This window comes from Phyllobacterium sp. SL163, assembly GCF_049896885.1.
GTDB classification, from domain to species: domain Bacteria; phylum Pseudomonadota; class Alphaproteobacteria; order Rhizobiales; family Rhizobiaceae; genus Phyllobacterium; species Phyllobacterium calauticae.
The window spans coordinates 13067-38976 of sequence record NZ_JAFCVE010000011.1 but is presented as its reverse complement, the minus strand read 5'-3'; the positions used below and the strand labels follow the sequence as shown (position 1 = coordinate 38976).

The following is a 25910-nucleotide window of genomic DNA, read 5'->3' as shown; positions in this document are numbered from 1 at the left end:
AGTTCAATTGATCTCCAGTCAATGCTCAACGACCCTGCCTTTCCAAGGGGCAGGGTCATTTCTTTTGAGCATGATGGTCGAGATCGGATGGCGCGGCGCGTGCGCTTTCCGCAAGCGAAGGTCTTCAGGCGTTGCGATCTATGGGCAACAGATCGTAGTCCCCGTTGGCAAGATGAATGTCGAATTGGGCGCGGGCTATATGGGCGGCGACCATGTTTTCGAAGACATCATTGAGGGTCGGCAGTATCTCGATCTGCCGGCCGCCGTCTTCCAGCAAACGCACCAGCCCTTCCGCTTCGGCCCGTTTCATAAGCCGGCGAATATGGGTGCGTGATACGCCGAAAAGATTGCCGATTTCATCATAGGGAAAGCTGACGATATTCTCCCGGTCTGCCGGTTGCTGTTCCTTCATTGTCATCAGCTTGCAGAGCAGCACCCCGCCGCCATCGCTGATGGCGAAGAGCTGGGAACTGTGCAGGTTGGAAATCATGGTGCTGACATTGAGCAGCGAATGCAGGCTGGAGGCGAAATAGCGTTCGAGGAAGCCGTCCGTGCCGTCGATCAATTGCTTGTAATGTCTCGAAGGAAACAATTTGTCGGCCGCAGCGATGGCAACGCCGACAATCCTGCGCATGCCGGATATCAGCTTGTCCGTCGGCTGGATCAGATGGTTCCGGTGGTCGGTTTCGTCGAGCACGCGGCTGACAAGCCCGATATTCTCGAGAAGATCGATTGTCGCCGAGGTGGTGTTCTTGCTGCAGAGCTTCAGGCTCGACGTTATGTTCTGGATGCTGGAAATGGTTGCGCCGTGATGTCCATTGTCGCGCGTGAAATGCAGTGCGAGAATCGACATGCAGATGACTTGCCGGGCGACATTCGCCATGACCTTGTTGGCCATGTAACGGCCTTCAAAAATTCCGACGGCGTCGTCCGCATAGTCCGCCGCTGCTTCGCTGAAATTGGGATGCTGACGCAGGATCGCGACCCGCTGCAGCAGCCACTCGGAACGTGTTTCATGACTTATGAAGGGAAGGGTTTCGGGCATCCGGTCGTTCATGAAGGCTATTCCCATTCGATTGCCACTCCGTCTGGATTTGCACCAGTGTCGTTTTGCCCTTTGCGGGCAGTTGGTTCGGCGGGTGTCGGGGAGCCCTGTCCTGATGACGCAATGTACATGCTCCTGCGATGAACGCTGATAACAAGTGCGTGAATCAAACGGCATGGCTTGCGTGTGGTCTGGCTTCCCCGGGTACAGAAATTGCCTCCACCCCCACGCAAGCGGTCTTGCCTGTTGCGCGACTGGTCTCGGCTGGATGGTCAGGTTTGGGACGGCAAAGACAGGGCGTCTCTAGCCGTTACTTGGCGGAATAGGCGGCAATCATGGCGTCGCACGCCCGTTTCAACTGTTGCTGAGGGCCTTCCACGCCAGCACTTTGGCCGCATACGCGGGCCCCCTCGACAAGCAGCACAAGCGCATCCGCCAATTGTTCGGCCTGTGTGACCCCTGCCATGTGGCAAAGATCGATCAGGCGCTGCTTGTGCACTTTCTTGGCATCGACGATCACTTTGAAAGCGGGGTGATTCGCTTCCTTGAGTTCAATGGCGGCATTGGCCAGGTCGCAGCCGCGCGGGTCACTGAACACGCATTCGGCGGCTTCATGAATCCAGCCGCGTATCTGCGCCAGCGGATCATCCGGAAAGGCCGTTTCCAGGTCGCGCCAGATCTGCTCACGCCGTGCGGAAACCTGTTTGAGGCACTCGCAGATCAGGTCGTCCTTCGATCCGAAGTGGCGATACAGCGTCATCTTGTTGGAATCGGCGGCCTCGGCAATCGCGTCGACACCGACACCCTTGATGCCTTGCTGGCGAAACAGCTCGATGGCGCTGGCCACGATGCGGGCTCGCGGCGGCATTCGGCTGCCGTCGGATTCCCCTGATATAACAGTATCGTGAGGTTTCGAAATTTCCTGCGTAGGCGCGCTTGACATAGATGTTACCGTCCAGTAACTATGGGTTGTTACTTACCGGTAACACGCATTTGGTTCTCATGTCAATTTTTCAAATTGGTGTTCGGGCCGACGCCTTACAAAAGTACCGATTTACCATTCTATTCGTTATTGCGGCGCGGTTGCCGCTGAGAAGGAGAGCATCATGCCACAGACATATGCCGATCTTACCCTTGCTGAAGCTTTATCAGATCCCATGATCAACGCCGTCATGCGCGCTGACCATGTGACCCGCAGCGAGCTTGAACTCCTTATGAAATCTGTGGCGCGAAAAAATATTGAAGCTGTCGCATCCAATAATTGGCAGCGGCCGTTTACGGTGGATCAACCCGCAGTATCCAAGAGCCTGCTTGCCATGGGCGCACGTGTTCGCTCGGCCTGCTGCGAAGGGTCCGTTTAGCGTTCGGGTTGACGTTCGGGCAGTCCACGGATTGCCAATGCAGATGATCGCCGGCAGTTCCCATGGGAGCTGCCGGTTTTGTTTTGCGGCAAGCGATGCTGCACAGGATTTTCGCAGTTGCACAAAATATCGGCAGACAATGTGCAATTGTTGAGCGCGGGTGTCTGTCTTGGCGGCCCGGTTTTGTTTGCTGGCAAGCTATCATTTGCTGTTTTTACGCCTCCGGGCGGGGCCGCAATTAAGCCTCCGGCGAAAGTGGCACGCAAATTGCTTTGGGTAGTGTATCCGCAGGTGATGGCGCACGATTGGGCGCAGCACCGGCAAAAAGGATCAGCACGCACAACTACCTATGAGAGAAGCCATAATGACAAAATACAAACTCGAATACATCTGGCTCGACGGTTACACACCGGTCCCCAACCTTCGCGGCAAGACGCAGGTCAAGGAATTCGATGCTTTCCCCAAACTGGAACAGCTGCCTCTCTGGAACTTTGACGGAAGTTCGACAATGCAGGCCGAGGGCAGAAGTTCGGATTGTGTTTTGAAGCCGGTTGCCGTCTATCCGGACAGCGAGCGCAAGAATGGCGTTCTCGTGATGTGCGAAGTGATGATGCCCGATGGCAAGACACCGCATCCTTCCAATACGCGTGCAAGCATCAATGATGATGAAGGCGCATGGTTCGGGTTTGAACAGGAATATTTCCTCTACAAGAACGGCCGTCCGCTCGGCTTCCCCGAGGCCGGTTTCCCTGCGCCCCAGGGCCCTTATTATACGGGCGTCGGCTACAGCAATGTCGGCGATGTCGCCCGCAAGATCGTCGAAGAACATCTCGATATCTGTCTTGCTGCCGGTCTGAACCACGAAGGCATCAATGCCGAAGTGGCCAAGGGACAGTGGGAATTCCAGATTTTCGGCAAGGGCTCCAAGAAGGCCGCGGACGAAATCTGGATGGCGCGCTATCTCCTGCAGCGTCTGTGCGAAAAGTACGGCATCGATGTCGAATACCATTGCAAGCCGCTCGGTGACACCGATTGGAACGGTTCCGGCATGCATGCCAACTTCTCGACGGACTATATGCGCGAAGTCGGCGGCAAGGATTATTTCGAACAGGTCATGGCTGCGTTCGAAGCCGCCTGCGATGAGCATATTGCCGTATACGGACCGGACAACCATCTGCGCCTGACCGGCAAGCACGAGACCCAGTCCATCCATCAGTTCAGCTATGGCGTCGCCGATCGCGGTGCGTCGATCCGCGTGCCGCACAGCTTTGTCGCCAATGGCTACCGGGGCTACCTCGAAGATCGCCGTCCGAATTCCCAGGGCGATCCCTACCAGATCGCGTCGCAGATTCTGCGCACGATCGCATCGGTTCCGGAACCGGTCGAAGACAGGCTCGCTGCCGTCGCTTAAGTTTGTTCCGGCATGGCGCGGGAAAACCCGCGCCATGCCTCTCCTCTCGGATGAGCGATGGTAATCGATCGAGATCCGAAGCCGGCTGCAGGCCTGTTCGCAGCCAACCCTTTGCCATACCTCCGGTAGAATATGAACTCACTTGCAATCAGTAAGTGAGAAGATCATGCTGTGTTTGCAATGCCATGGATGAATCATGCCGGGTCACGCTGATGCGCAATTCACCTGCAAATATTCCTGGAAGCGAGACATTTTCAGCCACAATCGACGTGCAGATTCCACTTGATGACTTCGAGTGGTGCGTTGAAAATGCGCTTCACTCCCCAGGGACGGGAGGCATCAAGGCATTGTTAAACCGGAACGCATGGTGCGTGCCCGGGGGAAACGCGAACCAGATCGCAAGGAACATGTGAAGATGAACCAGTTTCTGACACATACGCTCGCCGCATCGGTGATTGTCGGCGCCGGATTGACACTATTTGCCCTCCCTGCATCCGCAGCGAGCACCGCTGCCCAGTCTGTCACCAAGGAGTGCAGCACGAAGTACAATGCGGCCAAGCAGGCCGGTACGCTCAATGGCCAGAAATGGCCGCAGTTCCTGTCGACCTGCAGCGCGAGCCTGAAGACGGATGCTGCGGCACCGGCTCCTGCGGCCACGGCACCGGCGGTCAAGCAGGCTCAGGATGCCACCAAGCCGGCCAAGACGCCGGCAATGGCAGCAGCGCCGGCAGCAGCCGGAACCATGTCGGCCAAAGCGGTGACCAAAGAATGCAGCACCCAGTATCAGGCAGCCAAAACCGCCGGTACATTGAAGGATCAGAAGTGGCCGCAGTTCCTGTCGGTGTGCAGCGATAGCCTCAAGGCCGACAAGTCCGATGCGGCAACGCCGCCGGAACCGGCCGCCGCGCCAGCCAAGGCGACCGCCGGCAAAGCGGGCGCAGCCACCGAAACCGCCGCCAACGGCAAACCCTTGTCTGCCGGTGAAATCGCATTCCGTTCCCGCATTCGCGAATGCGGCGATGAGTGGCAGAAGGCAAAGGCTGCCAACAAGGTCGCCGGCCAGACATGGCCGCAATACTGGAGTGCATGCAACACCCGCCTGAAGTCTGAATAGGAACAGCCTGCCATTCGGCAGGCCGCGATTGAATTCCAGAAACGCCCGGACGGCTCAATTGCCTGTCCGGGCGTTTCTGCTTGCAACGTCGTGGCTTTTCTGGCGTCATCCAACGCTCACAGAGGCGGTATAATATCCGGCTCTGCGCTCGCAAACAGGAGAATGCCATGCCGATCCAGGATCTGGTGAACACCATAGCCACCCAAGCCAATCTCGATCCGCAGGCAGCGGAAAAGGCGGCAGGAACCGTGCTGTCCGTGCTCCAGCATGAAGCTCCGGAACAGGCAGCCAGCCTTTTTGCCAAGATGCCGGGCGCGGCCCAGTTGGCGCAGAGTTTCGACGTCATGGCCGCCGGCAACCAGTCGGGCGGGCTCATCTCCAGCATAACCAGCTTTCTCAGCGGCGCTGCGGGTGAAAAGGTCGGCGCGCTTGTCAATGGCATGGCGGCGCTCAAGGCCAGCGGCTTGACGGTGGAACAGATTCAGCAGGCGGGTACCGCCGTGATCGCCCATGCCAAGCAATCCGCCGATCCGCAGCTGGTCGATAAGATCGTTGCGTCGGTTCCCGGCCTGAAGGGGCATTTTGGTCTCTGAAGCAATGGGGTTGATGCGGTTGCTTGCTGACAACCGCATCGCCACCGGATAAACCGCTTCTCGTATCGCCAAGGACTAGCGAAGGAGCGGGCAGGATGAACGGAACGCGACGCGCGTTTTACTTCGCGCTTGGCTGGGTGATGGTGGCGCTCGGCTTTATCGGCGCGCTCCTTCCGGTCATGCCCACCACCATTTTCCTGATCATCGCCGCCTGGTGTTTCGGCCGTTCTTCGCCGCGTTTCGAGAAATGGCTGCTCGAACACCCGGTCTTCGGCCCGACGCTGGTGCAGTGGCAGCGCCATGGCGCCATCCCGCTCCGGGTGAAATGGATCGCCTGCGGCGGCATGGCGTTCGGTTATGGCTCCTTCTGGTATTTTGCGCGCCCGACGCTGCTTCTCGGCGGTGTTGTCATGTTGTTCTTCATCGCCTGCGCCATTTATGTCGTTTCCCGCCCGACCGGGAAATGACGGGCGACCGCGTGCGAATCGAAACGCCCATTCAAGGCCATTGACGTCCCGTCGGTGATGCAGGGAGGTTCCGTCCTGCGGATAAGCGGGATCGCGCAAACCCGGAAGTTGCAGGAATCGGGTGGACAGCGGGCGCGCGGGAGAGATGCCGCCCCGAAAAACAGTTGACAAGCGCGCGCAAAAATCCAACTCTATTACATTAAAAGGGGATATATTCCACTATAATGGAATTATTTGGATGAGGAGCAGCGGTGTCTGATTTACTTGTAAGCTTGTACACCGACAAGCTGGCCGAACTGAAGACCAAGGCTGACGGCGTTGCTGTGACCATCCGTCCGGTGCTTGCACCCGAGGCGCAACTGGTCACGGACTGGGTCCGCGAACATTTCAGTGCCAATTGGGCCAGCGAAGTCACGGTTGCCATCACCCGCCAGCCCTCGGCCTGTCTCATCGCCATCGAGGATGGCGCGCTTGCAGGATTTGCCTGTTACGACGCGATAGCGCGCGGCTTTTTCGGCCCGACGGGCGTCCATCCCGACAAGCAGGGAAAGGGCTTTGGCCTTGCCCTCTTTTCAGCCGCCTTGCAAACCATGAAAACACTCGGCCACGCCTACGCGTTCATCGGTGATGCCGGTCCGGTGGACTTCTACGTAAAGGCCGCCGGCGCCATCGAAATCCCGTCCGAAAACAAAGGCATCTATCAGGGCATGTTGCGCGCCAAGCGAACCTGAAGCCTATCCCCAATCACAGTTCCCATGGAGTGAATACAGTGTCCAGCCAATTGCCTCTCGCCCTGTTCGTCGGCATTCCCAACCCGGTTCTGTCACCCGATGAGATCGCGCTGTTTCGCGAGACCAACCCGCTCGGCCTCTTTGTCGGCCGCCGCAACCAGCGTGCGCCCGAGCAGGTCAAGGCATTGATCGAAAGCTTCCGCGAGGCTGTCGGGCGTGCCGATGCGCCGGTTTTCACCGATCAGGAGGGCGGCCGCGTTCAGCATCTCGACGCCGGCCCGTGGCCGCTGTTCCGCAGTTTTGGCGAGTTTGCCCGCCTCGCACGGCATGATCTTGAGCTGGCGCGCAAGGCGCTGCGGCTCTCTTCCCGTGCCATGGGCACCATGATGACCGAGCTTGGACTGTCCAGCGGTTGCTCGCCGGTGCTCGATCTGGTGTTCGATACCACAAGCGACGTCATCGGCGCCCGGTCGTTCGGGGCTGATCCGGAGCGCGTGACGTTGCTCGGCCGCGAGGTCATCGACGGTCTGCTGGAGACGGGCAACATGCCGGTCATGAAGCACATCCCGGGCCACGGCCGCGCCACGCTGGACTCGCACAAGGAGCGGCCGGTCGTCGATGCGAGCAAGGAAACCCTCCTTGCCACGGATTTCAAGCCGTTCATTGATCTCAAGGATACGCCCTGGGCGATGGTGGCGCACGTGGTCTATTCGGCTTATGACAAGGAGCAGCCCGCTTCCGTCTCGCCCGTCATGCTGGATGTCATCCGCAAGGATCTTGGCTATGACGGTGTCCTCATCTCCGACTGCATTTTCATGAATTCTCTGACCGGCACCATGCCGGAACGCGTCGCGCAGGTTCTCGACGCGGGCTTTGATATTGCGCTGCACAGCCACGGCGATCTTGCGGACAGCGAAGCGGCGGCGAAGGCATCCCGCCCGCTGACCGCAGACGCCGCCCGCCGCATCGCCGCCGCCAATGCCCGGCTCGGATCGCTGAAAGTCGATGTCAAGGCGGTGCATGCGGAAGTGGAAGACATGTTTGCAGGTGCACTGGTCAACTGATCGTCTTTAATCAATAAAAACAGGGGAATACGCATGTCGAGAAACCGTCTGTTTGCAGCAGCTTCTGCAATGATGTTCCTGTCTGCGCCTGCCATGGCGCAGACAGTGCTGACCGTCAACATCGAGCCGGCCACCACCTGGGTGCGCAATTTCAATCCGTTCAACCAGACGTCGGCCCGTCAGAGCACACTTGATTTCATTTATGAGCCGCTCGTCGTCTTCAACCGCTTCGACAACAACAAGCCGAACTATCGCCTCGCCGAAAGTTTCAAGCTGGCGGACGATCTGAAGAGCATCGAGTTCAAGCTGCGGCCGGACATGAAATGGTCGGATGGCAAGCCGCTGACCTCGGCCGACGTCAAATTCACCTATGACTATCTGCAGAAGTTCCCGGCACTGGATTTCGTCAGCATCTGGAAATTCATCAGCGGCGTCGAGGTTGTCGATGCGCAGACCGTTCGGTTCACGCTGGTCAATCCAAGCTCGCTGGCCGCCGACCAGTTGGTACAGGTTCCGATCATTCCGGAACATGTCTGGAAGGACATTGCCGATCCGGTGACCTTCGCCAACGAGAATCCGGTCGGCAGCGGCCCGATGACCGAGATTGCCCGGTTCACCGGCCAGACCTACGACCAGTGCCGCAATCCGAACTACTGGGATGCCAAGGATCTGAAGATCGACTGCATGCGCTTCCCGCAATTGGCCGATAACAACCAGATCCTGACCGCAACCGCCAATGGTACGCTCGATTGGGGTGTGTCGTTCCTGCCGGATATCGAGAACACCTATGTGGCAAAGGACCCGAAGAACTTCCACTACTGGTACACGCCGGGCAGCATGGTTGCTTTCCTGTTCAATCTGGAAACGGCCAATGCCAACAACCGCAAGGCCTTCAACGACGTGAAATTCCGCCGCGCCGTCAGCATGGCGCTGGACCGCAAGGGCATGATCGACGTGGCCGGTTACGGCTATCCCACGCTGAATGACGATCCCTCGGGCATGGGCGAACTGTACAAGAACTGGTCCGATCCGTCTGTGCTCGCCGACTTCGGCAAATACGGCAAATATGACACGGATGCGGCCAAGGCCCTGCTCGATGAGGCGGGCTATGTGGACAAGGACGGCGACGGCTTCCGCGACAACCCCGATGGCACCAAGCTGTCGTTCTCGCTGATCGTGCCCAATGCCTGGACGGACTGGATCGACACGGTGCAGATCGCCATCGAAGGCATGCAGGCGGCCGGGCTCGATGTGAAGATCGCAACGCCGGAAGAAGCAGTCTGGTCGGGTAATCTGATCAATGGCAATTTCGACATGGCCATCAACAGCCTGCCGGCGGCGGCCTCGCCCTATTATCCCTATCAGCGCGCCTATAACGAGCAGGATAAGGGCAAGACCCGCTTCACTTCGCAGCGCTGGTTCAATACGGATCTCGCCAAACTGCTGGTGGATTTCACACGGACTGCCGATCCGGCTGAACAGAAGACCGTGATGAACAAAGCCCAGCGCATTGTTGCGGAAAACCTGCCGATGATGCCGGTGTTCAACAATCCGAACTGGTATCAGTACAACACCAAGCGGTTCACCGGCTGGTCGACAAAGGAGCACCCCTTCGTCAATCCGTCGATCACCCGCAACAACCCGGCGCGTCTCATCCACCTCCTGGCGCTCGAGCCGGTCAAATAGGTATCGCACAGGCGGGGACGGGTGAAACCAGTCCCCGCCGCGATGGGAGATGCATATGGCCTTTTTGCTTCGACGCCTCGGATTCTATCTGGCTGCCTTCATTGCGGCTGCCACGATCAATTTCTTCCTGCCGCGCCTGATGCCGGGGGATCCGATCCAGATCATGTTTTCCAGCACCGGCACGGAACTGTCGGCGGAAAATCTCGCGTCGTTGAAGCTGACCTTCGGCTTTGTCGACGGGCCGCTCTGGCAGCAGTACCTCACTTATCTCAAGAGCATTTTTACCGGTGACCTCGGCCGGTCGATCAAATATTTCCCGCTGCCGGTGACGGAGGTTCTCGGCCATGCCCTGATCTGGACCGTGGCCCTGATGGGAACCGCCACGCTGATCAGTTTCACGTTCGGGACATTCCTCGGCATTCTCGCCGCCTGGCGGCGCGGCAGTGTCTTCGATGTCGTCGTGTCCGTCGGCGCAATCTTCGCCACCTCCGTTCCGGCGGTGGTCACGTCGCTGATCGTGCTTTTCTTCTTCGGCTTCACGCTCAACTGGTTCCCGACGGGCTATTCCGCCGATCCGGCGCTCGATCCCGCGTTCTCCCTGACCTACATCCTCAGCGTCCTCTATCATGGCATCCTGCCGATGCTGACCCTGTGCACGGTATTGACCGGTGGTTTTGCCGTCACCATGCGCAACAACATGATCAATCTTCTTGGTGAGGATTATATTGTCATGGGGCGGGCCAAGGGGCTTTCCGACAGCCGGGTGATGATCTGGTATGCGGCGCGCAATGCACTGCTGCCGACGGTCAGCAGCCTTGCCATCGCCATCGGCACCGTGCTCGGCGGTTCGCTGGTGACCGAAGTCGTGTTCAATTATCCCGGCCTTGGCAATATCCTCTACCAGGCCATTCTCGCCCGCGACTATCCTGTCATTCAGGGCCAGCTCCTGATCATGACCATCGCCATGCTTGTCGCCAATTTCATCGTGGATATCAGCTATGTGCTGCTCGATCCGCGCCTGCGGAGGACATGAGCCATGCAACCTCTCATCGCCGGACTTGTCCGCAACCGCAAAGCCCTGGTCGGCATGATCATTCTTCTGGTCATCGTCCTGATCGCCCTCGCGGCACCGCTGCTGACAGAGTATAACCCGGCAGCGCGCGTCGGCCGGCCGCACCAGCCGCCATCGGCCGAGCATTGGCTCGGCACCACACGCATCGGCCAGGACGTCTTTGCCCGGCTGATCTACGGGGCGCGGACATCGCTTGCCGTCGGTTTCGGCGCCGGGCTCCTGATCACAGTGCTGGGCACGGCGCTCGGCATCATTGCCGGGTATCGCGGCGGCAAGACGGATGAAGTCATCAGCTTCTTCACCAATATGGTGCTGGTGGTGCCCAACCTACCGCTGTTGCTGGTGCTTGCCTCCTTCATCGGTCAGGCCAGCCCGCTGGTCATTGCCATCATCCTCGGCTGCACGTCCTGGGCCTGGGGCGCGCGCGTGACCCGCGCCGAAACCCTGTCGGTCAAGCAGAAGGATTTCGTCAAATCGGCCGAAATGATGGGCGAGCCGCGCTGGCGTATCATGACCTTTGAAATCTTCCCCAATCTGATTTCCATCGTCGGCATCAACTTCATCGGCAGCGTGATTTTTGCGATCATCACGGAAGCAACGTTGGAGTTCCTTGGTCTTGGCGATCCCAAGACCGTGTCCTGGGGCATGATGCTGTACAACGCGCAAAAAGCGTCAGCCCTGTCCGTCGGCGCCTGGTGGGATATCCTGACCCCGTGTTTTGCTCTTGCGCTGCTGGGGATCGGCCTGTCGCTGCTGAACTTTGCCGTCGATGAGATCGCCAATCCGCGCCTTCGCACGGGAAACAGCATGAGCCGCTGGTCGGCACTGATCCGCTCCGGGGAGGGCCGCCTGTGACCGCACCGCTGCTTCGGGTGAAAAACCTCACCATCGACTATATCGGCGACAGTACGGATTTTCGCGCTGTGGACGACGTCAGCTTCGACGTCGCCCGCGGCGAAGTCTTCGGCCTTGCCGGAGAATCCGGTTGCGGCAAGAGCACGATTGCCTTTGCCATCAGCCGCCTGCACAAGCCGCCGGCATTGATCCGCTCCGGCCGGATACTGCTCGAGGACAGGGATGTGCTCGATCTCAACCCGGCACAGTTGCGGGATTTCCGCTGGCGCGAAGTGGCCATGGTGTTCCAGAGCGCTATGAATTCGCTCAATCCCGTGCTGCGCATTCAGGAACAGTTTTATGACGTGCTGCGCACGCACCAGACGATGAACCGGGCGCAGGCGCGCGAGCGGACGGCGGAGATGCTGCGTCTCGTCGATATTCCGCCCGACCGGATGAAGGACTATCCGCACCAGTTTTCCGGTGGTATGCGCCAGCGTATCGTCATTGCGATCTGCCTTGCGCTCAATCCGAAGATCGTCGTGATGGACGAGCCGACCACCGCGCTCGATGTGGTGGTGCAGCGCGAAATCCTGCAGCGCATCAACGAGCTGCGCCGCACCTTCGGCTTTTCCGTGCTGTTCATCACCCATGACCTCGGCCTGATGGTGCAGTTCTGCGACCGCATCGGCATCATGCTGGCGGGCAGGCTCGTGGAGCAGAACACCGCGGAAAACATTTATGGCGCGCCGCAGCACGACTACACCAGAAAGCTCTGGGCTTCCTTCCCGTCGCTGCACGGAGAACCGGTGATGGAGAAGGTATCGATATGAGCGATCCGCAAACCGCTATCCTTGCGCTCGACCGCGTGTCGAAATCCTTCGGCACGGCGCCCTTCAAGGTGAATGCGGCGCAGTCGGTTTCCTTCGAGATGCATGCCGGCCGAACCCTTGCGCTTGTCGGTGAATCCGGCAGCGGCAAGACCACCTGCGCCCGGCTGGTGATGCGGGAATACATGCCAAGCGAAGGCCAGCTGCTGTTCAAGGGCAAACCTGTCGCGACCGACAACGCCAAGGCGCTCGCCGCCTATCGCCGCTCAGTGCAGATGATCTTCCAGGATCCGTTTTCCTCGCTCAATCCGGCCCATACCATCGACTATCACCTGCGCCGCCCGCTGCAGCTGCACCGGCGCGACCTCAAGGGAAAACAGCTCGATGCTGCCATTGAGGAACTGCTGACCCGGGTCAAGCTCGACCCGAAAATCGTCGCGCGCAAACACCCGCATGAGCTTTCGGGCGGACAGCGCCAGCGCGTCAACATTGCCCGCACGCTGGCGGTCGGCGCCGAGGTGATCGTGGCGGACGAGCCGACCTCGATGCTCGACGTGTCGGTGCGTCTCGGCGTGCTCAACCTGCTCAACGAGATGAAGCGGGACATGAAGCTTGCGCTGCTTTACATCACCCATGACATCGCCACTGCCCGCTACGTCGCCGAGGACATTGTCGTCATGTATGCCGGACAGATCGTCGAATGGGGCAATGTCAACAAGGTCATCGACAACCCGCAGCATCCCTACACCCGGCTTCTCCTGTCGGCGGTGCCCGATCCGCAGATGCGGTTCGACGATCCGAAGGCGCAATTGAAGGCGGCCGACGTCGACGAAGTCCGGCGGTTGTCAGCGGTGCCGCAGGATCGCATCGTCGCTATCGAGCCCGGCCATTTCATCCGCCAGATCGCAAGCGGCAGGGCGGTGTAAAGCGCGCCGTCGCGATTGACCAAAACTGCCGGATGATTGCACAATCCTCCAAAGCGGATCAAAGCTGGCGGTTCGGCTCTGGTTCGCGCGCGTGATGACACCTAGATAGGGTGGGCATTACCCGAGGAGAACTGCCGTGGACAAAATTACCGAGCTTGCACAATTGATCGAAAAGCACACGGGCGCCGATGGGCTGTTTTCGACGGATATTCCGCGCCTGAACCTCGCCCGTGCCACGGCGCCGACCGAGCCGAACCATGTGGTGCATGAACCGGCGGTCTGTGTGATCGCCCAGGGCCGCAAGCGCACCATGCTGGGTGACGAGGTCTACTATTATGACAAGGCAACCTATCTGACCGTTTCCGTTGATCTGCCGATTGTGGGTCATGTCATCGAAGCGTCGGAAGACGAGCCCTATCTGTCGCTGCGCCTTGACCTTGATCCCACCATGCTCAGCGCATTGCTGCTGGAAGCGCCGAAGGAAAGTTTCAGCAACCAGCTGCCCGACCGCGGCATGTCGCTCAATCCGATGGGGCCGGACCTGCTCGACAATGTCGTGCGGCTCGTCCGCCTTCTCGATACGCCGAAGGACATTTCCATGCTGGCGCCGCTGACCGAGCGTGAATTGCTCTACCGGCTCCTGACGGGCGAACAGTCCGGCCGCCTGCGCCAGATCGCCCAGTCGGAAAGCCGGCTGCATCAGGTGAACAAGGCCATCGGACTGATCAAGCGCAATTTCCGCAAGACGCTGCGCATCGAGCATGTGGCCTCAGAAGCCAATATGAGCCCGTCGTCTTTTCATCAGCACTTCAAGGCGGTGACGTCGATGAGCCCGCTGCAATACCAGAAGCAGTTGCGGCTGCAGGAAGCGCGGCGGCTGATCCTCAGCCAGTCGCTGGACGCGGCAACGGCGGGCCATGCGGTGGGCTATGACAGCCCGTCGCAGTTCAGCCGCGAATATGCGCGCCTGTTCGGCCAGCCGCCGCTGCGCGATATCGCCCGGCTGAAGGACATGCCGGACTATCTGCTGGAAGGCTAGAGTCGTTTGCCGGTCGCCTTGTCAAAAATGTGCAGGGCACCGGCATCGATGGCAAAGCGCTGGGCCATTCCGGCTGTCACCGCCGATTTCGGCGGCAGGCTGGCGGTCAGGCGCTGGCTGCCGATGGTTGATGTGACCACCAGTTCGGGGCCGGTCAGTTCCACCACCTCGACCATGGCATCGATGCCAAGCGCCGCATCGCCCGCCGGAGCAAGGCTTAGGCTTTCGGGGCGGATGCCGATGACGACATCGCGTGCCTGACCGGCCTTTTCCCGGATATCGGCGGGAAGCGCAAAGCCGCTCAGCGATCCGTCAATATGGGCGATACCCTCGGCCACCGTGGCTTCCAGCATGTTCATCGGCGGCGAGCCGACGAAGCTGGCGACATAACGGGTGGCCGGGCGGTTATAGATCTCATCAGGCGTTGCCAATTGCTCGATCTGGCCGTCGCGCATCACGGCGATGCGGGTTGCCAGCGTCATTGCTTCGATCTGGTCATGGGTGACATAGACAATCGTCGTCCCCAGCATCAGGTGCAGGCGTTTCAGTTCGGTGCGCATTTCCATGCGCAGTTTCGCATCGAGGTTCGACAGTGGCTCGTCGAACAGGAAAATCTGCGGATCGCGCACCAGAGCCCGGCCGATGGCGACGCGCTGGCGCTGGCCGCCGGAAAGTTCGGAAGGCTTGCGTTCGAGCAGGTTTTCGATCTGCAGGATTTTCGCGGTCTTGCGCACGGCGTCCGTGCGTTCGGCCGCCGGAACCTTGCGCATTTCCAGCCCGAAGCCGATGTTGCGCGCCACCGACATGTTCGGATAGAGCGCGTAGGATTGGAACACCATGGCGATGTCCCGGTCCTTCGGATGTACGCCGGTCACGGAGCGGTCGCCGATGCGCACGTCGCCTTCCGTTGCTTCCGCCAGTCCCGCAATGATGTTGAGGAGCGTGGACTTGCCGCAACCGGAGGAGCCGAGCAGCACCAGGAATTCGCCGCTGGCAAGCGACAGGTCAATACCTCTCAGGGTTTCGATGACGCCGTAGCGTTTCCTGATGTCGATGAGTTCAAGGGCGCTCATTGCGCATTCTCCGGCGTGGTGTCGAGGTCATGGCTGTCATAGCGGCGGGGTACGGTCGAGATGGCTTTCGACGCCACATGGACACCGGCGGCGATGCAGTGTTGCAGGGGCATTTCCCGGGCAAGGGCGGCCAGGAAGGCCGCATTGAAAACATCGCCGGCGCCGATCGTGTCGGCAACGGGCACCATCGGTGCTTCGGTTGTCACCAGCTGATTGTCCGGGCCGATGGCCAGGGCGCCGTCCGATCCGCATTTGACCACGACGATGGCGTTTTCCGGCATCAGCGCCTTCAGCGTGCGCGCCGCGTCTGCGGGCTCGATGCTGTTGGCAAGCCGCGTTGTTTCCACCTCGTTGAACAGGGCGCAGTGACAGCGCGCCAGCCATCGGCGGGTCGCCGCCCGGTTGGCGTCGCTCCAGCCGTCGGCTGGCCAGCCGGTATCGAGCGCGACGCGGATATCGTTGGCGTCGGCCCAGTCAAACAGCGCGTCATAGTCCGCCACCAGCGCATCGGTCAGGAATGAACCGCACAGGAGGACATGACCGCCGCGCAACCGGTGCGTGTCCAGCATGGCGATCACATCCGGCCAGGACAGGGCACCGAGATGGCCGCGCGTCGTGAAGAATGTGCGCTCGCCATTGGGATGAGTAATACCGACGGACAGGGTTGTTCCCATCGGGGCAACAGGCCAGCGCTGGCCGCGCCCGCCGAATTCCTCGCGCAGCCATTGGCCGAACTGGTCGCTGCCGACATTGGCGGCGATCTGGAAGTCGATGCCGAGCCCTTCCCAGGTCAACGCCGAATTGCCGGCCGAACCGCCGACACGCAGTTCGTCGTAATCGACCATGATCTCTGTGCCGGGCGTCGGCCAGGGGTCGGCGGGGCCGAGGATCAGGTCCACGTTCACGTTTCCAATGACGGCCAGCGGGCGCATGATCCTATTCGCTCCGCGTAATCTTGGTGGAGCGCACGGGCGTTCCGACATCGGCGACCCGTTCACCGGCAAAGGCGATCATGAAATGCTGCGCGGCGGGCAGCAGCGCGAAAATGGCAGCGATCCCGGCGGCTTCACCGGCATTGACGGTGGTAACGCCATCAATCGGCTTTTCGCCCGAGGCATCGAACACCACCACAGGCGATCCTGCTTCGCACGCGGACACGGCCATTCCGGCAACCAGCCCGGCGGTGGCATCCTTGCCGCGGAACAGCACGACACCGACCTTTGGGCCAAGCATTTCCATCGGCCCATGTCGCAGTTGTCCGCCTTCCAGCGAGAAGCAGGGGATGCGCGACAGTTCGGTGAGGCCGAGCGCAATGGCTTCGGCGACACCCTGCAACCGGCGGCCGGAGGTTACGATCGAGGAAACATCGGAGAGAGTTTTGATGGCCGCATCGATCGGCGCTGTGCCACCGCGTTGAAGGCGCGCGAGCGCTGCCGCGGGATCGTCGCCCAGCGCTGTCAGAACAGCAAGATGCAGCGCAAAACTGACGGTCAGGCTGCGGGTGGCGGCAAAGGCGTTTTCGGTGCCGCCGGCACCCACGAGTGAGGGCACGGTGCGGGCCAGCGTCGATCCGCCTTCGAGCGTCAGACCGAACGTATCGGGCGCCACGCCCGCCTCGGCAAACCAGCGCAGCACTTCGGCGCTTTCACCGGACTGGGACGTTACAAGCACTGTCTTGCCGCTTATCGGCACCGGCTGCCCGAGCTGTTCCGACAGGGGCAGCGCCACCGCATCGATCCCCAGGCTGCGATAGAGCGGCTCCACGGCCCGGCTGACCGCGTGGGAGCCGCCCATGCCGAGCAGCAGGAGGCGTCCGGTCTTGCGCAGAGACTGGGCGATTGTCGCGGCAAGCGGTTTTGCCGCTTCGAAGGACGCGATTGCATCGGCATTCTGCCGCGCCATTTCCTTTTCGATCGCCACAAGGCCGGCGGGCCGGTTCTGGTCAGATGTCATGCTCATCCCTTGACGCCGCCATTGGTCAGGCCCGAAATCAGGGCACGCTGCATGAACAGACCGATGATCAGCGGCGGCAGGGCGGCCAGCACACCCGCTGTGGCGATCAGTCCGTAATCGGAGACCCGGCCGCCCGCAAGATCGGCGATGGCGACGGTCAGGGTTTTGGCCCGCTGGTCGGAGGTGAACAGCAGGGCATAGAAGAACTCATCCCAGGCGAGCAGGAAGGCAAAGAGCGCCGCCGTGGCCATGACGGGCGCGGCCAATGGCAGGGTGATCAGGCGCAGAATCTGGTCAAGCCGCGCGCCATCGACCGTCGCGGCGCTTTCGATTTCGCGCGGAATGGAATCGAAGCCGGATTTCATCAGCCAGGTGGTGAAGGGCGCAAGGATGGTCAGATACACCAATGCCAGTCCGAAAACATTGTTGAGAAGACCGAGGGCCGACAGCGCCATATAGAGCGGAACGGCGAGAGCGACCGGCGGCAGCATGTAGGTGGCGATGACCGCATAGAGCGACCAGCCGACGCTCGGCGTGCGCGACACCGCCCAGGCCGAGGGTATGGCGACAACAAGTGCCGCCGCTGTTGCCATGCCCGCCACTTTGAGACTGTTGAAAAGCGAGGCGACGAATGCCTCCCCGGCGCTGTTGGCAACGCTCGACAGGAGAACGCCATAGCGTGAGAGGTCGATGGTTTCAGGCCACCAGCGCAGCGGCTTGGTGATGAGGTCGGTGGTCGACGAAATGCTCATGATGAACAGCCAGACCACCGGCGCAAGGATGACCGCCGCCAGCAGGAGCGCTGCGGCATGGACAAGGATCGTGGCTGTCAGGCTGCGGCGTTCCATCAGGAGGCTCCTGCGCTTTTGCGGATCAAGGCGGCATAGGCGACGGCAAGAACGGTGACGAGAAGCGTGACAATCAGGGCAAGCGACGCTCCGGACCCTGCGCGCTGGAATGAAAAGGCTTCCTGATACACAAGGATGGACAGCGTGCGGGTGCTGTTGGCCGGGCCGCCGCGCGTCATCACCCAGATGAGGTCAAAGACCTTGAATGCTTCGATGGTGCGCAGGACCAGCGCCACCATCAGCGGGCCGGCGAGATAGGGCATGATGACGAAACGGAACCGGGACCAGGCACCGGCACCGTCCACCATCGACGCTGCCGTGATATCGCGCGGCACGGCCTGCAGCGCGGCGAGCGCGATCAGTGCCACCAGCGGAAAATTCTTCCAGCAGTCGGCAACGATGAGGGCGGTCAGCGCCGTGCCCGGCTCGCCGAGCCATGAGCGATAGGTGTCGAGAAGGCCGATCTGCGTGAGCGCCGCGTTGAGCGCGCCATATTCCGGGTTGTAGATCAGCCGCCACAAGGTGGCATTGACCACCGTCGGCAGAGCCCATGGCAGGATCATCAGCGCCCGCAAGACGGAGCGGCCATAGAACTGCTGGTTCAGGAGGAGGGCGGCGAGAACGCCGATCACCATTTCGGCTGCGACCGAAAGCACGGCGAACAGCGTGGTGGTAACGAGGGTCCGCTGAAAATTCGAGCCGGACAGCATTTTCACGTAGTTGTCGAGGCCAACGAAGCCGCCTGCCGTGCCGACCAGTTTGGCATCGGTAAAGGAGAGGCGCACGGTATCGACCAGCGGCCAGCCGATAATCGCAATCATGACGATGAGAAGTGGCAGCATCAGGAGCCACGCGCGTGTCGTAATCCAATTGCTCGTCATGAAGGAATGCCTGTTTCATCAATTCGTGGTGTCAATTCACCCCCCTCTGGGCTGCCGCCCATCTCCCCCACAAGGGGGGAGATCAGCCAGCTTAAGCGACATCAAGCACACTTCACCATGACAAATCGGTCAAGAGCTTCATGTCGATGTGATCTCCCCCCCTTGTGGGGGAGATGCCCGGCAGGGCAGAGGGGGGTGAAGCAGCACGTCGCGGTATCACAGGCCGCTGTTTGCGGCGGCTGTCTTGAGCGCATCTTCCGGCTTGGCCTGGCCGAGCAGCGATTCCTGCACGGCCTGCTGCAGGGCGGTCGACAGCTCCTGATATTTTGGCGTCGTCGGGCGCGGATACATCACCGCAAGGCTCTGCTTGGCGGCGGCAATCAGCTCTTCCTGGCCCTTGGAGACCGCGGGATCCGCATAGGATGATGCCCAGATCGGCAGGCTCAGCTTGGCATACTGGTTCTGTGTCTGCTGCGAGGTCATGAACGCAATATACTTCCAGGCCTCATCGGGGTGCTTGCTGGTGGAGGTGACGCCGAGGCCCATCGAACCGTTGACGGCGGAGACGGCGCTCTTGCCATCGATACCCGGCGCGGGAACAACGCCGACCTTGCCGGCAACCTTGCTGTCCTTCGGATCATTGGCCATGTTGTACATATAGGTCCAGTTGAGCGCGAAGGCGGCTTCGCCGTTCTGGAATACGCGGCGCACGTCCTCTTCCAGGAATTCCTTGGAGTTGGGGTTGGTCAGGCCGGACTTGTAGCTGTCGACCATGTAGTTGAGGGCATCGAGGCCGCCGCCCGACTGGAAGACGGGCTTGCCGTCCTTGATGAAGCTGCCGCCATAGGCACTCACCAGCGTGGCGTAATCGCAGATGGCGGCTTCCGCCTGCGACCAGCTCCAGGCGATCGGTGTTGCCAGGAGGCCTTTGTCCTTGATGGTCTTGGCCTGCTCGGTCAGTTCCGCCCAGGTCTTAGGCGGGTTCTTGATGCCTGCCTTTTCGAGGATTTCCTTGTTGTAGAACAGGTACTTCGTGTCGAGAATCCATGGCATGCCATAGCGCTTGCCCTGATATTCCACCGTGGTCCATGCACCGGGAAGCACGCCGGTCTTCATGTCGCCGGTAATCTTGTCCGAGACGTCGAGCAGCACTTTGTTGGTGGCGTATTCCGCCGGCCAGATCACATCGAACAGAACCACGTCGTAACCGCCGCCCGAGCCCTGGGCCAGGACGGTCTTGTCATGCAGGCCTTCATAGGGCACGAATTCGAGGTTGACGGTGACATCCGGATTGGCCTTGGTGAAGGCCTCGCTCATCGCGCGGACATCGGCTTCGCTATAGGCAGCCTGCGCCATGAAAAGCGCGTTGATCTTGGTTTCTGCATGGGCGGGAGAGGCAAGCGCTGCTCCCAGAAGTGTTGCGCCAAGCAGCGCGGTCTGGATGGATTTCAACATGGTACCTCCTATTTGGCTCTTGTGGCCCGGAACCTGTCCGTGATGAACGGGTGCCGGTTGGTGGTCATTATGCGCGGGAGCTTTTGTCATTCAGGACTGTCCGCGACGTGCCTACGTCCAGCCAGTGCTCACGTTCCCCAAGACTCTTGCGGTCTTTTGATTAAATCAATTGTTTTGACTTATTTCTTGATCAATATTGATCTGGTGTCAAGAGGGGGCGGAATGGACGCGAGAAAATCGATCCGGGCCAAGAGCGGAACCAATCTGGGTGGTGCGAGCGCGCACAACCGTCGCATCATGATCGATGCGCTGCGGGTCAATGGCGCCTTGTCCCGCGCTGACCTTGCCCGTGCCACCGGACTGACCCCGCAGACCGTGTCCAACATCATCGAGGAACTGGCCCGGGACGGGCTCGTGCAGTCGCAGGCCAGTGTCCGTAAGGGCCGGGGCCAGCCTGCCACACCGTATCATCTGGTACCCGATGGCGCTTTCGCGGTCGGCTTGCAGATCGACCGGCATGTCACGCGCACGGTCATCGTCAACCTGGTTGGCGACGTGCTGGTGCAGACGGAATCCAAATTGCCCTCCGGCGGCCCGGCGGAAGGGGTTCTTGTCATTCTCGATATCGTCAAAAAGGCCTGTGAAACGCTGACGGCGCAATTCCCGCATGCGGCGAGAAAGCTTGTCGGGCTCGGCCTTGCCATGCCCGGGCCCTTCGGCATCAATGAGCTCTATGACGATCCATGGATGATGACAGCCTGGCAGAACTTTCCGCTGGCCGAACGGATAGCGGAAGGCACCGGCCTCGAAGTTGCCCTGCAGAACGATGCCTCGGCGGCGGCAACGGCGGAAAGGCTGCTGGGCGCCGCCCATGGCCTTGACCATGTCGTGTGCATTTATCTCGGCTATGGTCTCGGCGCCGGGCTGATCCTCAATGGCGAGATCTATGGCGGCGCCTACTCCAATGCCGGCGAGATCGGCATGATGCTGGCACTGGCTCCCGGCGACGATGCGAATGTCGAGCCGCTGGAGCACTACACATCCATGGCCTCCCTGTGCAATGTGCTGGGTATCGATCCTTCGGACCCCCGGCTTTTCGCACTGGTCACCGATGCGGTGGTCAGTGGCGGTCCCGAAGTGGAGCGCTGGATCGACAACGCGGCGGACCGTTTGCGCCGGACTGTCCAGATGCTGGAATCGATATTCGATCCGCAGACCACCATTCTGTGCGGCGGCGCGCCCAAAGCGCTGATTGACCGCCTGATCGAGCGGATGGGACCCCTGATGCCGTCGATCGCGGACCGGGCTCTCCGCTACCCCGAGCCCCGCCTTCAGGCAGGGCTCGCTGATCCTTGGTCAGTCGCCTTGGGAGCGGCAGCGGAACCGATCGCGCGGGCCTTTGACCCGCGCTTCTCGGCAATTCTGAAAACGCCCTGATCAGGCGGCGTTTTTGATGGCGTCGCCCAGCATCGACACGATGGTGTCGATCTGTTCCTTCTCGACGATCAATGGTGGCGACAGGGCGATGATATCGCCGGTGACGCGCACCAGCAGGCCTTTCTTGAAGCAGTCGGTGAAGACACCGTAGCCGCGAGCACCCACAGCGTCGGGACGCGAGGCGAGTTCTATGCCGGCAACCAGGCCGATGGTGCGGATGTCGACAATACCGGGCAGGCCCTTGAGACTGTGGATCGCATCCTGCCAGTGCTCTGCCACATCAGCGGCGCGGGTCAGAAGTCCTTCCTCCTCGTAGACTTCCAGCGTGGCCAGACCGGCGGCGCAGGCGACGGGATGCCCGGAATAGGTATAGCCGTGGAAAAGCTCGATCTGGCTCTCCGGGCCATGCATCAGCGCGTCGTAAATGGTTTCGCTGGCAAACACCGCGCCCATGGGGACGGCACCGTTGGTCAGGCCCTTGGCGGTGGTGACGAGATCGGGCACCACGCCGAAGTAGTCCACGGCAAATGGGGTGCCGAGGCGGCCGAAGCCCGTGATGACTTCATCGAAAATCAGCAGGATGCCATGCTTCTGGCTGAGCGCGCGCAAACGCTCGAGATAGCCCTTCGGCGGCAGGAGAACGCCGGTTGACCCCGCAACCGGTTCGACGATGACTGCGGCAATGGTTTCGGCGCCGTGCAGCGCGACCAGCCGCTCCAGATCGTCGGCCAGATCCGCGCCGTGTTCAGGCAGGCCTTTGACGAAGGCGTTGCGGACGGGATCGTGCGTGTGGCGGATGTGGTCGGTGCCTGGCAGGAGCGGAAAGACGCGGCGGTTGTTGACAAGGCCGCCGACGGAAATGCCGCCGAAGCCGACGCCGTGATAGCCGCGCTCACGGCCGATGACCCGGGTGCGCGTGCCCTGTCCAATGGCGCGCTGATAGGCGATGGCGATCTTCAGCGCGGTATCGACAGATTCCGAGCCGGAGCCGGTGAAGAATACTTTTGTCAGGCCGGCCTTCTTGCCGCCCGGCGCGTGCGCCGCAAGTTTTTCGGCAAAGTCGAAGGCGAGGGGGTGGCCCATCTGGAACGAAGGCGCATAGTCCATGGTGATCAACTGGCGCGCCACGGCGTCGGCAATCTTTTCGCGCCCGTGCCCGGCATTGACACACCAGAGGCCCGCCGTGCCGTCCAGCACCTGTCCGCCATCGACATCGGTGTAGTACATGCCCTTGGCGGAGGCGAGCAGGCGCGGCGCTGCCTTGAACTGCCGGTTCGCCGTGAATGGCATCCAATAATTTTCGAGTGATGGTGTATTGCTCATGAGCATGTGGGGCGACTCCTCTTCTCATCACAGGGAGCCATGCTTTCTATTCACCAACAAGTCCTTTTCTATGTTCACATAAAGCGTTGATTTTACTGAATACGTCATTCATAAATTCATTATATCGAACATGTAGAACAGCCAGAGGGGCATCCGATGCAAATTGATCTGGGCGGGCGTCTGCGTTTCCTGCGGCAAAGGCACAACCTGTCGCAGCGCGAACTGGCCAAGCGGGCGGGCGTGACCAACTCCACCATCTCGCTGATCGAGTCCAATCAGACCAATCCCTCGGTCGGTGCGCTCAAGCGCATTCTTGATGGCATTCCCATCGGCCTGTCCGAATTCTTCGCCCTTGAACCGGACCGCAAGCAGAAGGTGTTCTACGAGGCGGGTGAACTGGTCGAAATCGGCAAGGGCAACATCTCCTATCTGCAAATCGGCGAGAACCTGTTCGGCCGTGCCCTGCAGATCCTGAAAGAGCGCTATGAACCCGGCGGCGATACGGGCCGGGTCATGCTCGTGCACGAGGGGGAAGAGGGCGGTGTCGTCATCAGCGGGCGGATTGAAGTGACCGTCGACGACCAGCGGCGCATTCTCGGCCCGGGCGACGCCTATTATTTCGAAAGCCGCCAGCCGCACCGCTTCCGCTGTGTCGGCCCCAATCCCTGCGAGGTCGTCAGCGCCTGCACGCCGCCGACGTTCTGATCAGCGCAGGGACGAAAACCAGGCGATGAGTTCGGCGCTGTTGTGCAGCCCGAACGCGCGCATGATGCGGGCGCGGTGCGCCTCGATGGTGCGTTTCGACAGGCCGATTTCCAGGGCGATCTGCGCATTGGTCTTGCCTTGGGAAACAAGCGTCAGCACCTGCTTCTGCCTGTCGGAAATGAGGCTGGCATTGCCTGCCACCGTCCGGTTCATCGGCTCGAAGCAGTAGAGCGCTTCGGCAAAGGGATCGGCGTGGTTGCCGCTGCGTCCGCGCACCCGGCACCAGAAGCTAGCGCCGTCGCGCCGCCGCATCACCCGCTCGTCGTAATAGACGCGCCCGCCGGCGAAATTCGTTCGCCACATTTCTCCTGTACGCACGAAGTCGGTGATCTTGGGATAGAGGCGGCTAAAACTCTGGTCGATCAGTTCGCCGCGTTCATAGCCGAAGGTCTCGGCGAATTCGAAATTGCAATCGCGTATGATACGGTGTGTCGCATAGACCATCGGCACCGGCATGTCGGTCAAAACGAAGCGTTTTGCGCTTCCTGAAACGGCAATGTCGGAGATAGGAAACTCGGCTGTGGTCATGCAGTATTAATACGACTACCTGTGCCATCAAGACAAGCCATACCGTTGCGGCAACGGCAGCGTTCAGACCCTGCCGCAGAGGATGCAGAACAATGGGAGAGTGTTCTTGAAAAAAGTACGATCAAATGTAAGCGATGCGCTGGATGGCGTGCTGTTTGACGGCATGACGATCATGGCGGGCGGCTTTGGCCTGTGCGGCATTCCGGAAGCCCTGATCTATGCGATCCGCGATTCCGGCGTGAAGAATCTGACGGTCATTTCCAACAATGCGGGCGTTGACGGCATCGGCCTTGGCGTGCTTCTGGAAACCAGGCAGATCCGCAAGATGATCTCGTCCTATGTCGGCGAGAACAAACTGTTCGCCCAGCAGTATCTTTCCGGCGAACTGGAGCTGGAATTCAACCCGCAGGGCACGCTGGCCGAACGCATCCGCGCCGGTGGCGCAGGTATTCCCGCGTTCTTCACCAAGACCGGCGTCGGCACCATCATTGCCGACGGCAAGGACGTGCGCGAGTTCGATGGCGAGTCCTATGTGATGGAACGCGGCCTGTTTGCCGACCTGTCCATCGTTCACGCCTTCAAGGGCGATACGGAAGGCAATCTCGTCTACCGCAAGACCGCCCGCAATTTCAATCCGATCATGGCGACAGCCGCCAAGGTGACGATTGCCGAAGTGGAAAACCTGGTCGATGCCGGCAAGATCGACGGCGACCATGTCCACACGCCGGGCATTTTCGTCAAGCGCATCGTGCATGTGCCGAACCCTGTCAAACATATCGAACAACGGACGACCCGTCCGCGTCTTGTCGCTGCAAGCGAGGTGAACTGAGATGGCCTGGACACGTGATCAGATGGCCGAACGGGCCGCGAAAGAACTGCAGGACGGTTTCTACGTCAATCTCGGCATCGGCATTCCAACCCTTGTCGCCAACTACATCCCGACCGGCATGAGCGTTCAGCTGCAGAGCGAGAACGGCATGCTCGGCATGGGCCCGTTCCCCTATGAGGGCGAGGAGGATGCCGACCTCATCAATGCGGGCAAGCAGACCATCACCGAACTGCCGACGACCAGCTATTTCTCCGGTGCCGACAGTTTCGGCATGATCCGCGGCGGGCACATCGACCTGTCGATCCTTGGTGCCATGCAGGTGGCGCGCAATGGCGATCTGGCCAACTGGATGGTTCCGGGCAAGATGGTCAAGGGCATGGGCGGCGCCATGGACCTGGTGGCCGGTGTCAAGAAGGTCGTCGTTGTCATGGAGCATGAGGCCAAGGGCGAGGCCAAGCTTCTGGAAGAATGCACGCTTCCGCTCACGGGACAGCGCGTCACCGATCTCGTCATCACCGATCTTGGCGTCTTCACGATCGAGCGGCGCGGTGAACCGAAGATGACGCTCGTCGAGATAGCGCCCGGCGTGACAGTCGATGAAATCAAGGCAAAGACACAGGCGGCATTCGACGTCGCCCTGTAAGA

The 25910-nt window shown here is 60.5% G+C and carries 27 protein-coding genes; 17 read left to right on the top strand and 10 right to left on the bottom strand.

Going from position 1 to position 25910, the window contains the following annotated elements:
• Positions 1–124: 124 nt before the first annotated feature.
• Both ACP7B1_RS22090 and ACP7B1_RS22085 read right to left on the bottom strand, forming a co-directional pair.
• The gene (locus ACP7B1_RS22090) at positions 125–1057 is read right to left on the bottom strand and encodes a hypothetical protein (RefSeq protein WP_223614723.1); all 933 of its coding nucleotides are present in this window, start codon (positions 1055–1057) and stop codon (positions 125–127) included.
• A 298-nt stretch (positions 1058–1355) separates the two neighbouring features.
• Entirely contained in the window at positions 1356–1913 is a 558-nt protein-coding gene (locus ACP7B1_RS22085) for a TetR/AcrR family transcriptional regulator (protein ID WP_346308016.1), read from the bottom strand.
• A 238-nt stretch (positions 1914–2151) separates the two neighbouring features.
• Here ACP7B1_RS22085 and ACP7B1_RS22080 point away from each other — a divergent pair, with 238 nt between their 5' ends.
• The 13 genes from ACP7B1_RS22080 to ACP7B1_RS22020 all read left to right on the top strand — a co-directional run bounded on the left by ACP7B1_RS22080 (position 2152) and on the right by ACP7B1_RS22020 (position 14173).
• A complete protein-coding gene (locus ACP7B1_RS22080) occupies positions 2152–2406 on the top strand; it encodes a hypothetical protein (protein WP_223614725.1) in 255 nt (84 codons plus the stop codon).
• A gap of 364 nt (positions 2407–2770) precedes the next feature.
• On the top strand, positions 2771–3817 hold the full coding sequence (locus ACP7B1_RS22075; RefSeq protein ID WP_223614726.1) for a glutamine synthetase beta-grasp domain-containing protein: 1047 nt from the start codon (positions 2771–2773) through the stop codon (positions 3815–3817).
• Between the two features lie 415 nt (positions 3818–4232).
• On the top strand, positions 4233–4931 hold the full coding sequence (locus tag ACP7B1_RS22070) for a hypothetical protein (protein ID WP_426137257.1): 699 nt from the start codon (positions 4233–4235) through the stop codon (positions 4929–4931).
• Between the two features lie 167 nt (positions 4932–5098).
• Entirely contained in the window at positions 5099–5524 is a 426-nt protein-coding gene (locus ACP7B1_RS22065; RefSeq protein ID WP_426137256.1) for a hypothetical protein, read from the top strand.
• A gap of 95 nt (positions 5525–5619) precedes the next feature.
• A complete protein-coding gene (locus ACP7B1_RS22060; protein WP_346307992.1) occupies positions 5620–5991 on the top strand; it encodes a YbaN family protein in 372 nt (123 codons plus the stop codon).
• A 251-nt stretch (positions 5992–6242) separates the two neighbouring features.
• The gene (locus ACP7B1_RS22055) at positions 6243–6722 is read left to right on the top strand and encodes a GNAT family N-acetyltransferase (protein WP_346307991.1); all 480 of its coding nucleotides are present in this window, start codon (positions 6243–6245) and stop codon (positions 6720–6722) included.
• Positions 6723–6760: 38 nt separating this feature from the next.
• Positions 6761–7786, top strand: a complete 1026-nt coding sequence (locus ACP7B1_RS22050) for a glycoside hydrolase family 3 N-terminal domain-containing protein (RefSeq protein WP_346307990.1) — start codon at positions 6761–6763, stop codon at positions 7784–7786.
• A gap of 33 nt (positions 7787–7819) precedes the next feature.
• A complete protein-coding gene (locus ACP7B1_RS22045) occupies positions 7820–9472 on the top strand; it encodes an ABC transporter substrate-binding protein (RefSeq protein WP_346307989.1) in 1653 nt (550 codons plus the stop codon).
• Between the two features lie 55 nt (positions 9473–9527).
• Positions 9528–10505: an ABC transporter permease gene (locus tag ACP7B1_RS22040; RefSeq protein ID WP_346307988.1), complete on the top strand. Its 978-nt coding sequence runs from the start codon at positions 9528–9530 to the stop codon at positions 10503–10505.
• 15 nt (positions 10506–10520) lie between these two features.
• Positions 10521–11399 (top strand): ABC transporter permease, encoded by an 879-nt coding sequence (locus ACP7B1_RS22035; protein ID WP_346307995.1) that lies wholly within the window; start codon positions 10521–10523, stop codon positions 11397–11399.
• On the top strand, positions 11396–12211 hold the full coding sequence (locus ACP7B1_RS22030; protein WP_426137255.1) for an ABC transporter ATP-binding protein: 816 nt from the start codon (positions 11396–11398) through the stop codon (positions 12209–12211). The genes ACP7B1_RS22035 and ACP7B1_RS22030 overlap by 4 nt, the downstream gene beginning before the upstream one ends.
• Complete coding sequence (locus tag ACP7B1_RS22025; RefSeq protein ID WP_346307986.1) at positions 12208–13134, top strand: ABC transporter ATP-binding protein; 927 nt, start codon at positions 12208–12210, stop codon at positions 13132–13134. Before ACP7B1_RS22030 ends, ACP7B1_RS22025 begins: the two co-directional genes overlap by 4 nt.
• A 136-nt stretch (positions 13135–13270) precedes the next feature.
• Positions 13271–14173 (top strand): AraC family transcriptional regulator, encoded by a 903-nt coding sequence (locus tag ACP7B1_RS22020; protein ID WP_105733355.1) that lies wholly within the window; start codon positions 13271–13273, stop codon positions 14171–14173.
• On the opposite strand, the gene ACP7B1_RS22015 is transcribed toward ACP7B1_RS22020, so the two are convergent.
• The 6 genes from ACP7B1_RS22015 to ACP7B1_RS21990 form a co-directional block, all read right to left on the bottom strand.
• Complete coding sequence (locus ACP7B1_RS22015; RefSeq protein WP_346307985.1) at positions 14170–15246, bottom strand: sn-glycerol-3-phosphate ABC transporter ATP-binding protein UgpC; 1077 nt, start codon at positions 15244–15246, stop codon at positions 14170–14172. The genes ACP7B1_RS22020 and ACP7B1_RS22015 overlap by 4 nt on opposite strands.
• A complete protein-coding gene (locus ACP7B1_RS22010; RefSeq protein WP_346307984.1) occupies positions 15243–16178 on the bottom strand; it encodes a carbohydrate kinase family protein in 936 nt (311 codons plus the stop codon). Before ACP7B1_RS22010 ends, ACP7B1_RS22015 begins: the two co-directional genes overlap by 4 nt.
• A gap of 4 nt (positions 16179–16182) precedes the next feature.
• Positions 16183–17205 carry an aminotransferase gene (locus tag ACP7B1_RS22005; RefSeq protein WP_346307983.1) on the bottom strand — a complete coding sequence of 341 codons (1023 nt, stop codon included), beginning with the start codon at positions 17203–17205 and terminating at the stop codon, positions 16183–16185.
• Positions 17202–18047, bottom strand: a complete 846-nt coding sequence (locus ACP7B1_RS22000) for a carbohydrate ABC transporter permease (RefSeq protein ID WP_130271882.1) — start codon at positions 18045–18047, stop codon at positions 17202–17204. Before ACP7B1_RS22000 ends, ACP7B1_RS22005 begins: the two co-directional genes overlap by 4 nt.
• Positions 18047–18928: a carbohydrate ABC transporter permease gene (locus ACP7B1_RS21995; protein ID WP_346307982.1), complete on the bottom strand. Its 882-nt coding sequence runs from the start codon at positions 18926–18928 to the stop codon at positions 18047–18049. The genes ACP7B1_RS22000 and ACP7B1_RS21995 overlap by 1 nt, the downstream gene beginning before the upstream one ends.
• A gap of 216 nt (positions 18929–19144) precedes the next feature.
• Entirely contained in the window at positions 19145–20383 is a 1239-nt protein-coding gene (locus ACP7B1_RS21990) for an extracellular solute-binding protein (RefSeq protein WP_403182024.1), read from the bottom strand.
• Between the two features lie 222 nt (positions 20384–20605).
• Between ACP7B1_RS21990 and ACP7B1_RS21985 the strand changes: the two genes are divergently transcribed.
• Positions 20606–21820, top strand: a complete 1215-nt coding sequence (locus tag ACP7B1_RS21985) for an ROK family transcriptional regulator (protein ID WP_346307980.1) — start codon at positions 20606–20608, stop codon at positions 21818–21820.
• On the opposite strand, the gene ACP7B1_RS21980 is transcribed toward ACP7B1_RS21985, so the two are convergent.
• Positions 21821–23149: an aspartate aminotransferase family protein gene (locus ACP7B1_RS21980; protein WP_346307979.1), complete on the bottom strand. Its 1329-nt coding sequence runs from the start codon at positions 23147–23149 to the stop codon at positions 21821–21823.
• A 150-nt stretch (positions 23150–23299) separates the two neighbouring features.
• On the opposite strand from ACP7B1_RS21980, the gene ACP7B1_RS21975 reads away from it, so the two are divergent.
• Complete coding sequence (locus ACP7B1_RS21975; RefSeq protein ID WP_223614742.1) at positions 23300–23848, top strand: cupin domain-containing protein; 549 nt, start codon at positions 23300–23302, stop codon at positions 23846–23848.
• Here the strand turns inward: ACP7B1_RS21975 and ACP7B1_RS21970 are convergent, their stop codons facing one another.
• Complete coding sequence (locus ACP7B1_RS21970; protein WP_223614743.1) at positions 23849–24436, bottom strand: LuxR C-terminal-related transcriptional regulator; 588 nt, start codon at positions 24434–24436, stop codon at positions 23849–23851.
• 82 nt (positions 24437–24518) lie between these two features.
• Here ACP7B1_RS21970 and ACP7B1_RS21965 point away from each other — a divergent pair, with 82 nt between their 5' ends.
• The gene (locus tag ACP7B1_RS21965; protein ID WP_223614744.1) at positions 24519–25265 is read left to right on the top strand and encodes a CoA transferase subunit A; all 747 of its coding nucleotides are present in this window, start codon (positions 24519–24521) and stop codon (positions 25263–25265) included.
• 1 nt (position 25266) lies between these two features.
• Positions 25267–25908, top strand: coding sequence for a 3-oxoacid CoA-transferase subunit B (locus ACP7B1_RS21960; protein ID WP_346305356.1), 642 nt, complete (start codon positions 25267–25269; stop codon positions 25906–25908).
• Positions 25909–25910: the final 2 nt, after the last annotated feature.

Bases quoted from the DNA above. Each gene is read 5' to 3' on its own strand.
- ACP7B1_RS22090 (WP_223614723.1), bottom strand. From the start codon at position 1,057: ATGAACGACCGGATGCCCGAAACCCTTCCCTTCATAAGTCATGAAACA.
- ACP7B1_RS22085 (WP_346308016.1), bottom strand. From the start codon at position 1,913: ATGCCGCCGCGAGCCCGCATCGTGGCCAGCGCCATCGAGCTGTTTCGC.
- ACP7B1_RS22080 (WP_223614725.1), top strand. From the start codon at position 2,152: ATGCCACAGACATATGCCGATCTTACCCTTGCTGAAGCTTTATCAGAT.
- ACP7B1_RS22075 (WP_223614726.1), top strand. From the start codon at position 2,771: ATGACAAAATACAAACTCGAATACATCTGGCTCGACGGTTACACACCG.
- ACP7B1_RS22070 (WP_426137257.1), top strand. From the start codon at position 4,233: ATGAACCAGTTTCTGACACATACGCTCGCCGCATCGGTGATTGTCGGC.
- ACP7B1_RS22065 (WP_426137256.1), top strand. From the start codon at position 5,099: ATGCCGATCCAGGATCTGGTGAACACCATAGCCACCCAAGCCAATCTC.
- ACP7B1_RS22060 (WP_346307992.1), top strand. From the start codon at position 5,620: ATGAACGGAACGCGACGCGCGTTTTACTTCGCGCTTGGCTGGGTGATG.
- ACP7B1_RS22045 (WP_346307989.1), top strand. From the start codon at position 7,820: ATGTCGAGAAACCGTCTGTTTGCAGCAGCTTCTGCAATGATGTTCCTG.
- ACP7B1_RS22040 (WP_346307988.1), top strand. From the start codon at position 9,528: ATGGCCTTTTTGCTTCGACGCCTCGGATTCTATCTGGCTGCCTTCATT.
- ACP7B1_RS22025 (WP_346307986.1), top strand. From the start codon at position 12,208: ATGAGCGATCCGCAAACCGCTATCCTTGCGCTCGACCGCGTGTCGAAA.
- ACP7B1_RS22015 (WP_346307985.1), bottom strand. From the start codon at position 15,246: ATGAGCGCCCTTGAACTCATCGACATCAGGAAACGCTACGGCGTCATC.
- ACP7B1_RS22010 (WP_346307984.1), bottom strand. From the start codon at position 16,178: ATGCGCCCGCTGGCCGTCATTGGAAACGTGAACGTGGACCTGATCCTC.
- ACP7B1_RS22005 (WP_346307983.1), bottom strand. From the start codon at position 17,205: ATGAGCATGACATCTGACCAGAACCGGCCCGCCGGCCTTGTGGCGATC.
- ACP7B1_RS22000 (WP_130271882.1), bottom strand. From the start codon at position 18,047: ATGGAACGCCGCAGCCTGACAGCCACGATCCTTGTCCATGCCGCAGCG.
- ACP7B1_RS21995 (WP_346307982.1), bottom strand. From the start codon at position 18,928: ATGACGAGCAATTGGATTACGACACGCGCGTGGCTCCTGATGCTGCCA.
- ACP7B1_RS21990 (WP_403182024.1), bottom strand. From the start codon at position 20,383: ATGTTGAAATCCATCCAGACCGCGCTGCTTGGCGCAACACTTCTGGGA.
- ACP7B1_RS21985 (WP_346307980.1), top strand. From the start codon at position 20,606: ATGGACGCGAGAAAATCGATCCGGGCCAAGAGCGGAACCAATCTGGGT.
- ACP7B1_RS21980 (WP_346307979.1), bottom strand. From the start codon at position 23,149: ATGCTCATGAGCAATACACCATCACTCGAAAATTATTGGATGCCATTC.
- ACP7B1_RS21975 (WP_223614742.1), top strand. From the start codon at position 23,300: ATGCAAATTGATCTGGGCGGGCGTCTGCGTTTCCTGCGGCAAAGGCAC.
- ACP7B1_RS21970 (WP_223614743.1), bottom strand. From the start codon at position 24,436: ATGACCACAGCCGAGTTTCCTATCTCCGACATTGCCGTTTCAGGAAGC.
- ACP7B1_RS21965 (WP_223614744.1), top strand. From the start codon at position 24,519: ATGCAGAACAATGGGAGAGTGTTCTTGAAAAAAGTACGATCAAATGTA.
- ACP7B1_RS21960 (WP_346305356.1), top strand. From the start codon at position 25,267: ATGGCCTGGACACGTGATCAGATGGCCGAACGGGCCGCGAAAGAACTG.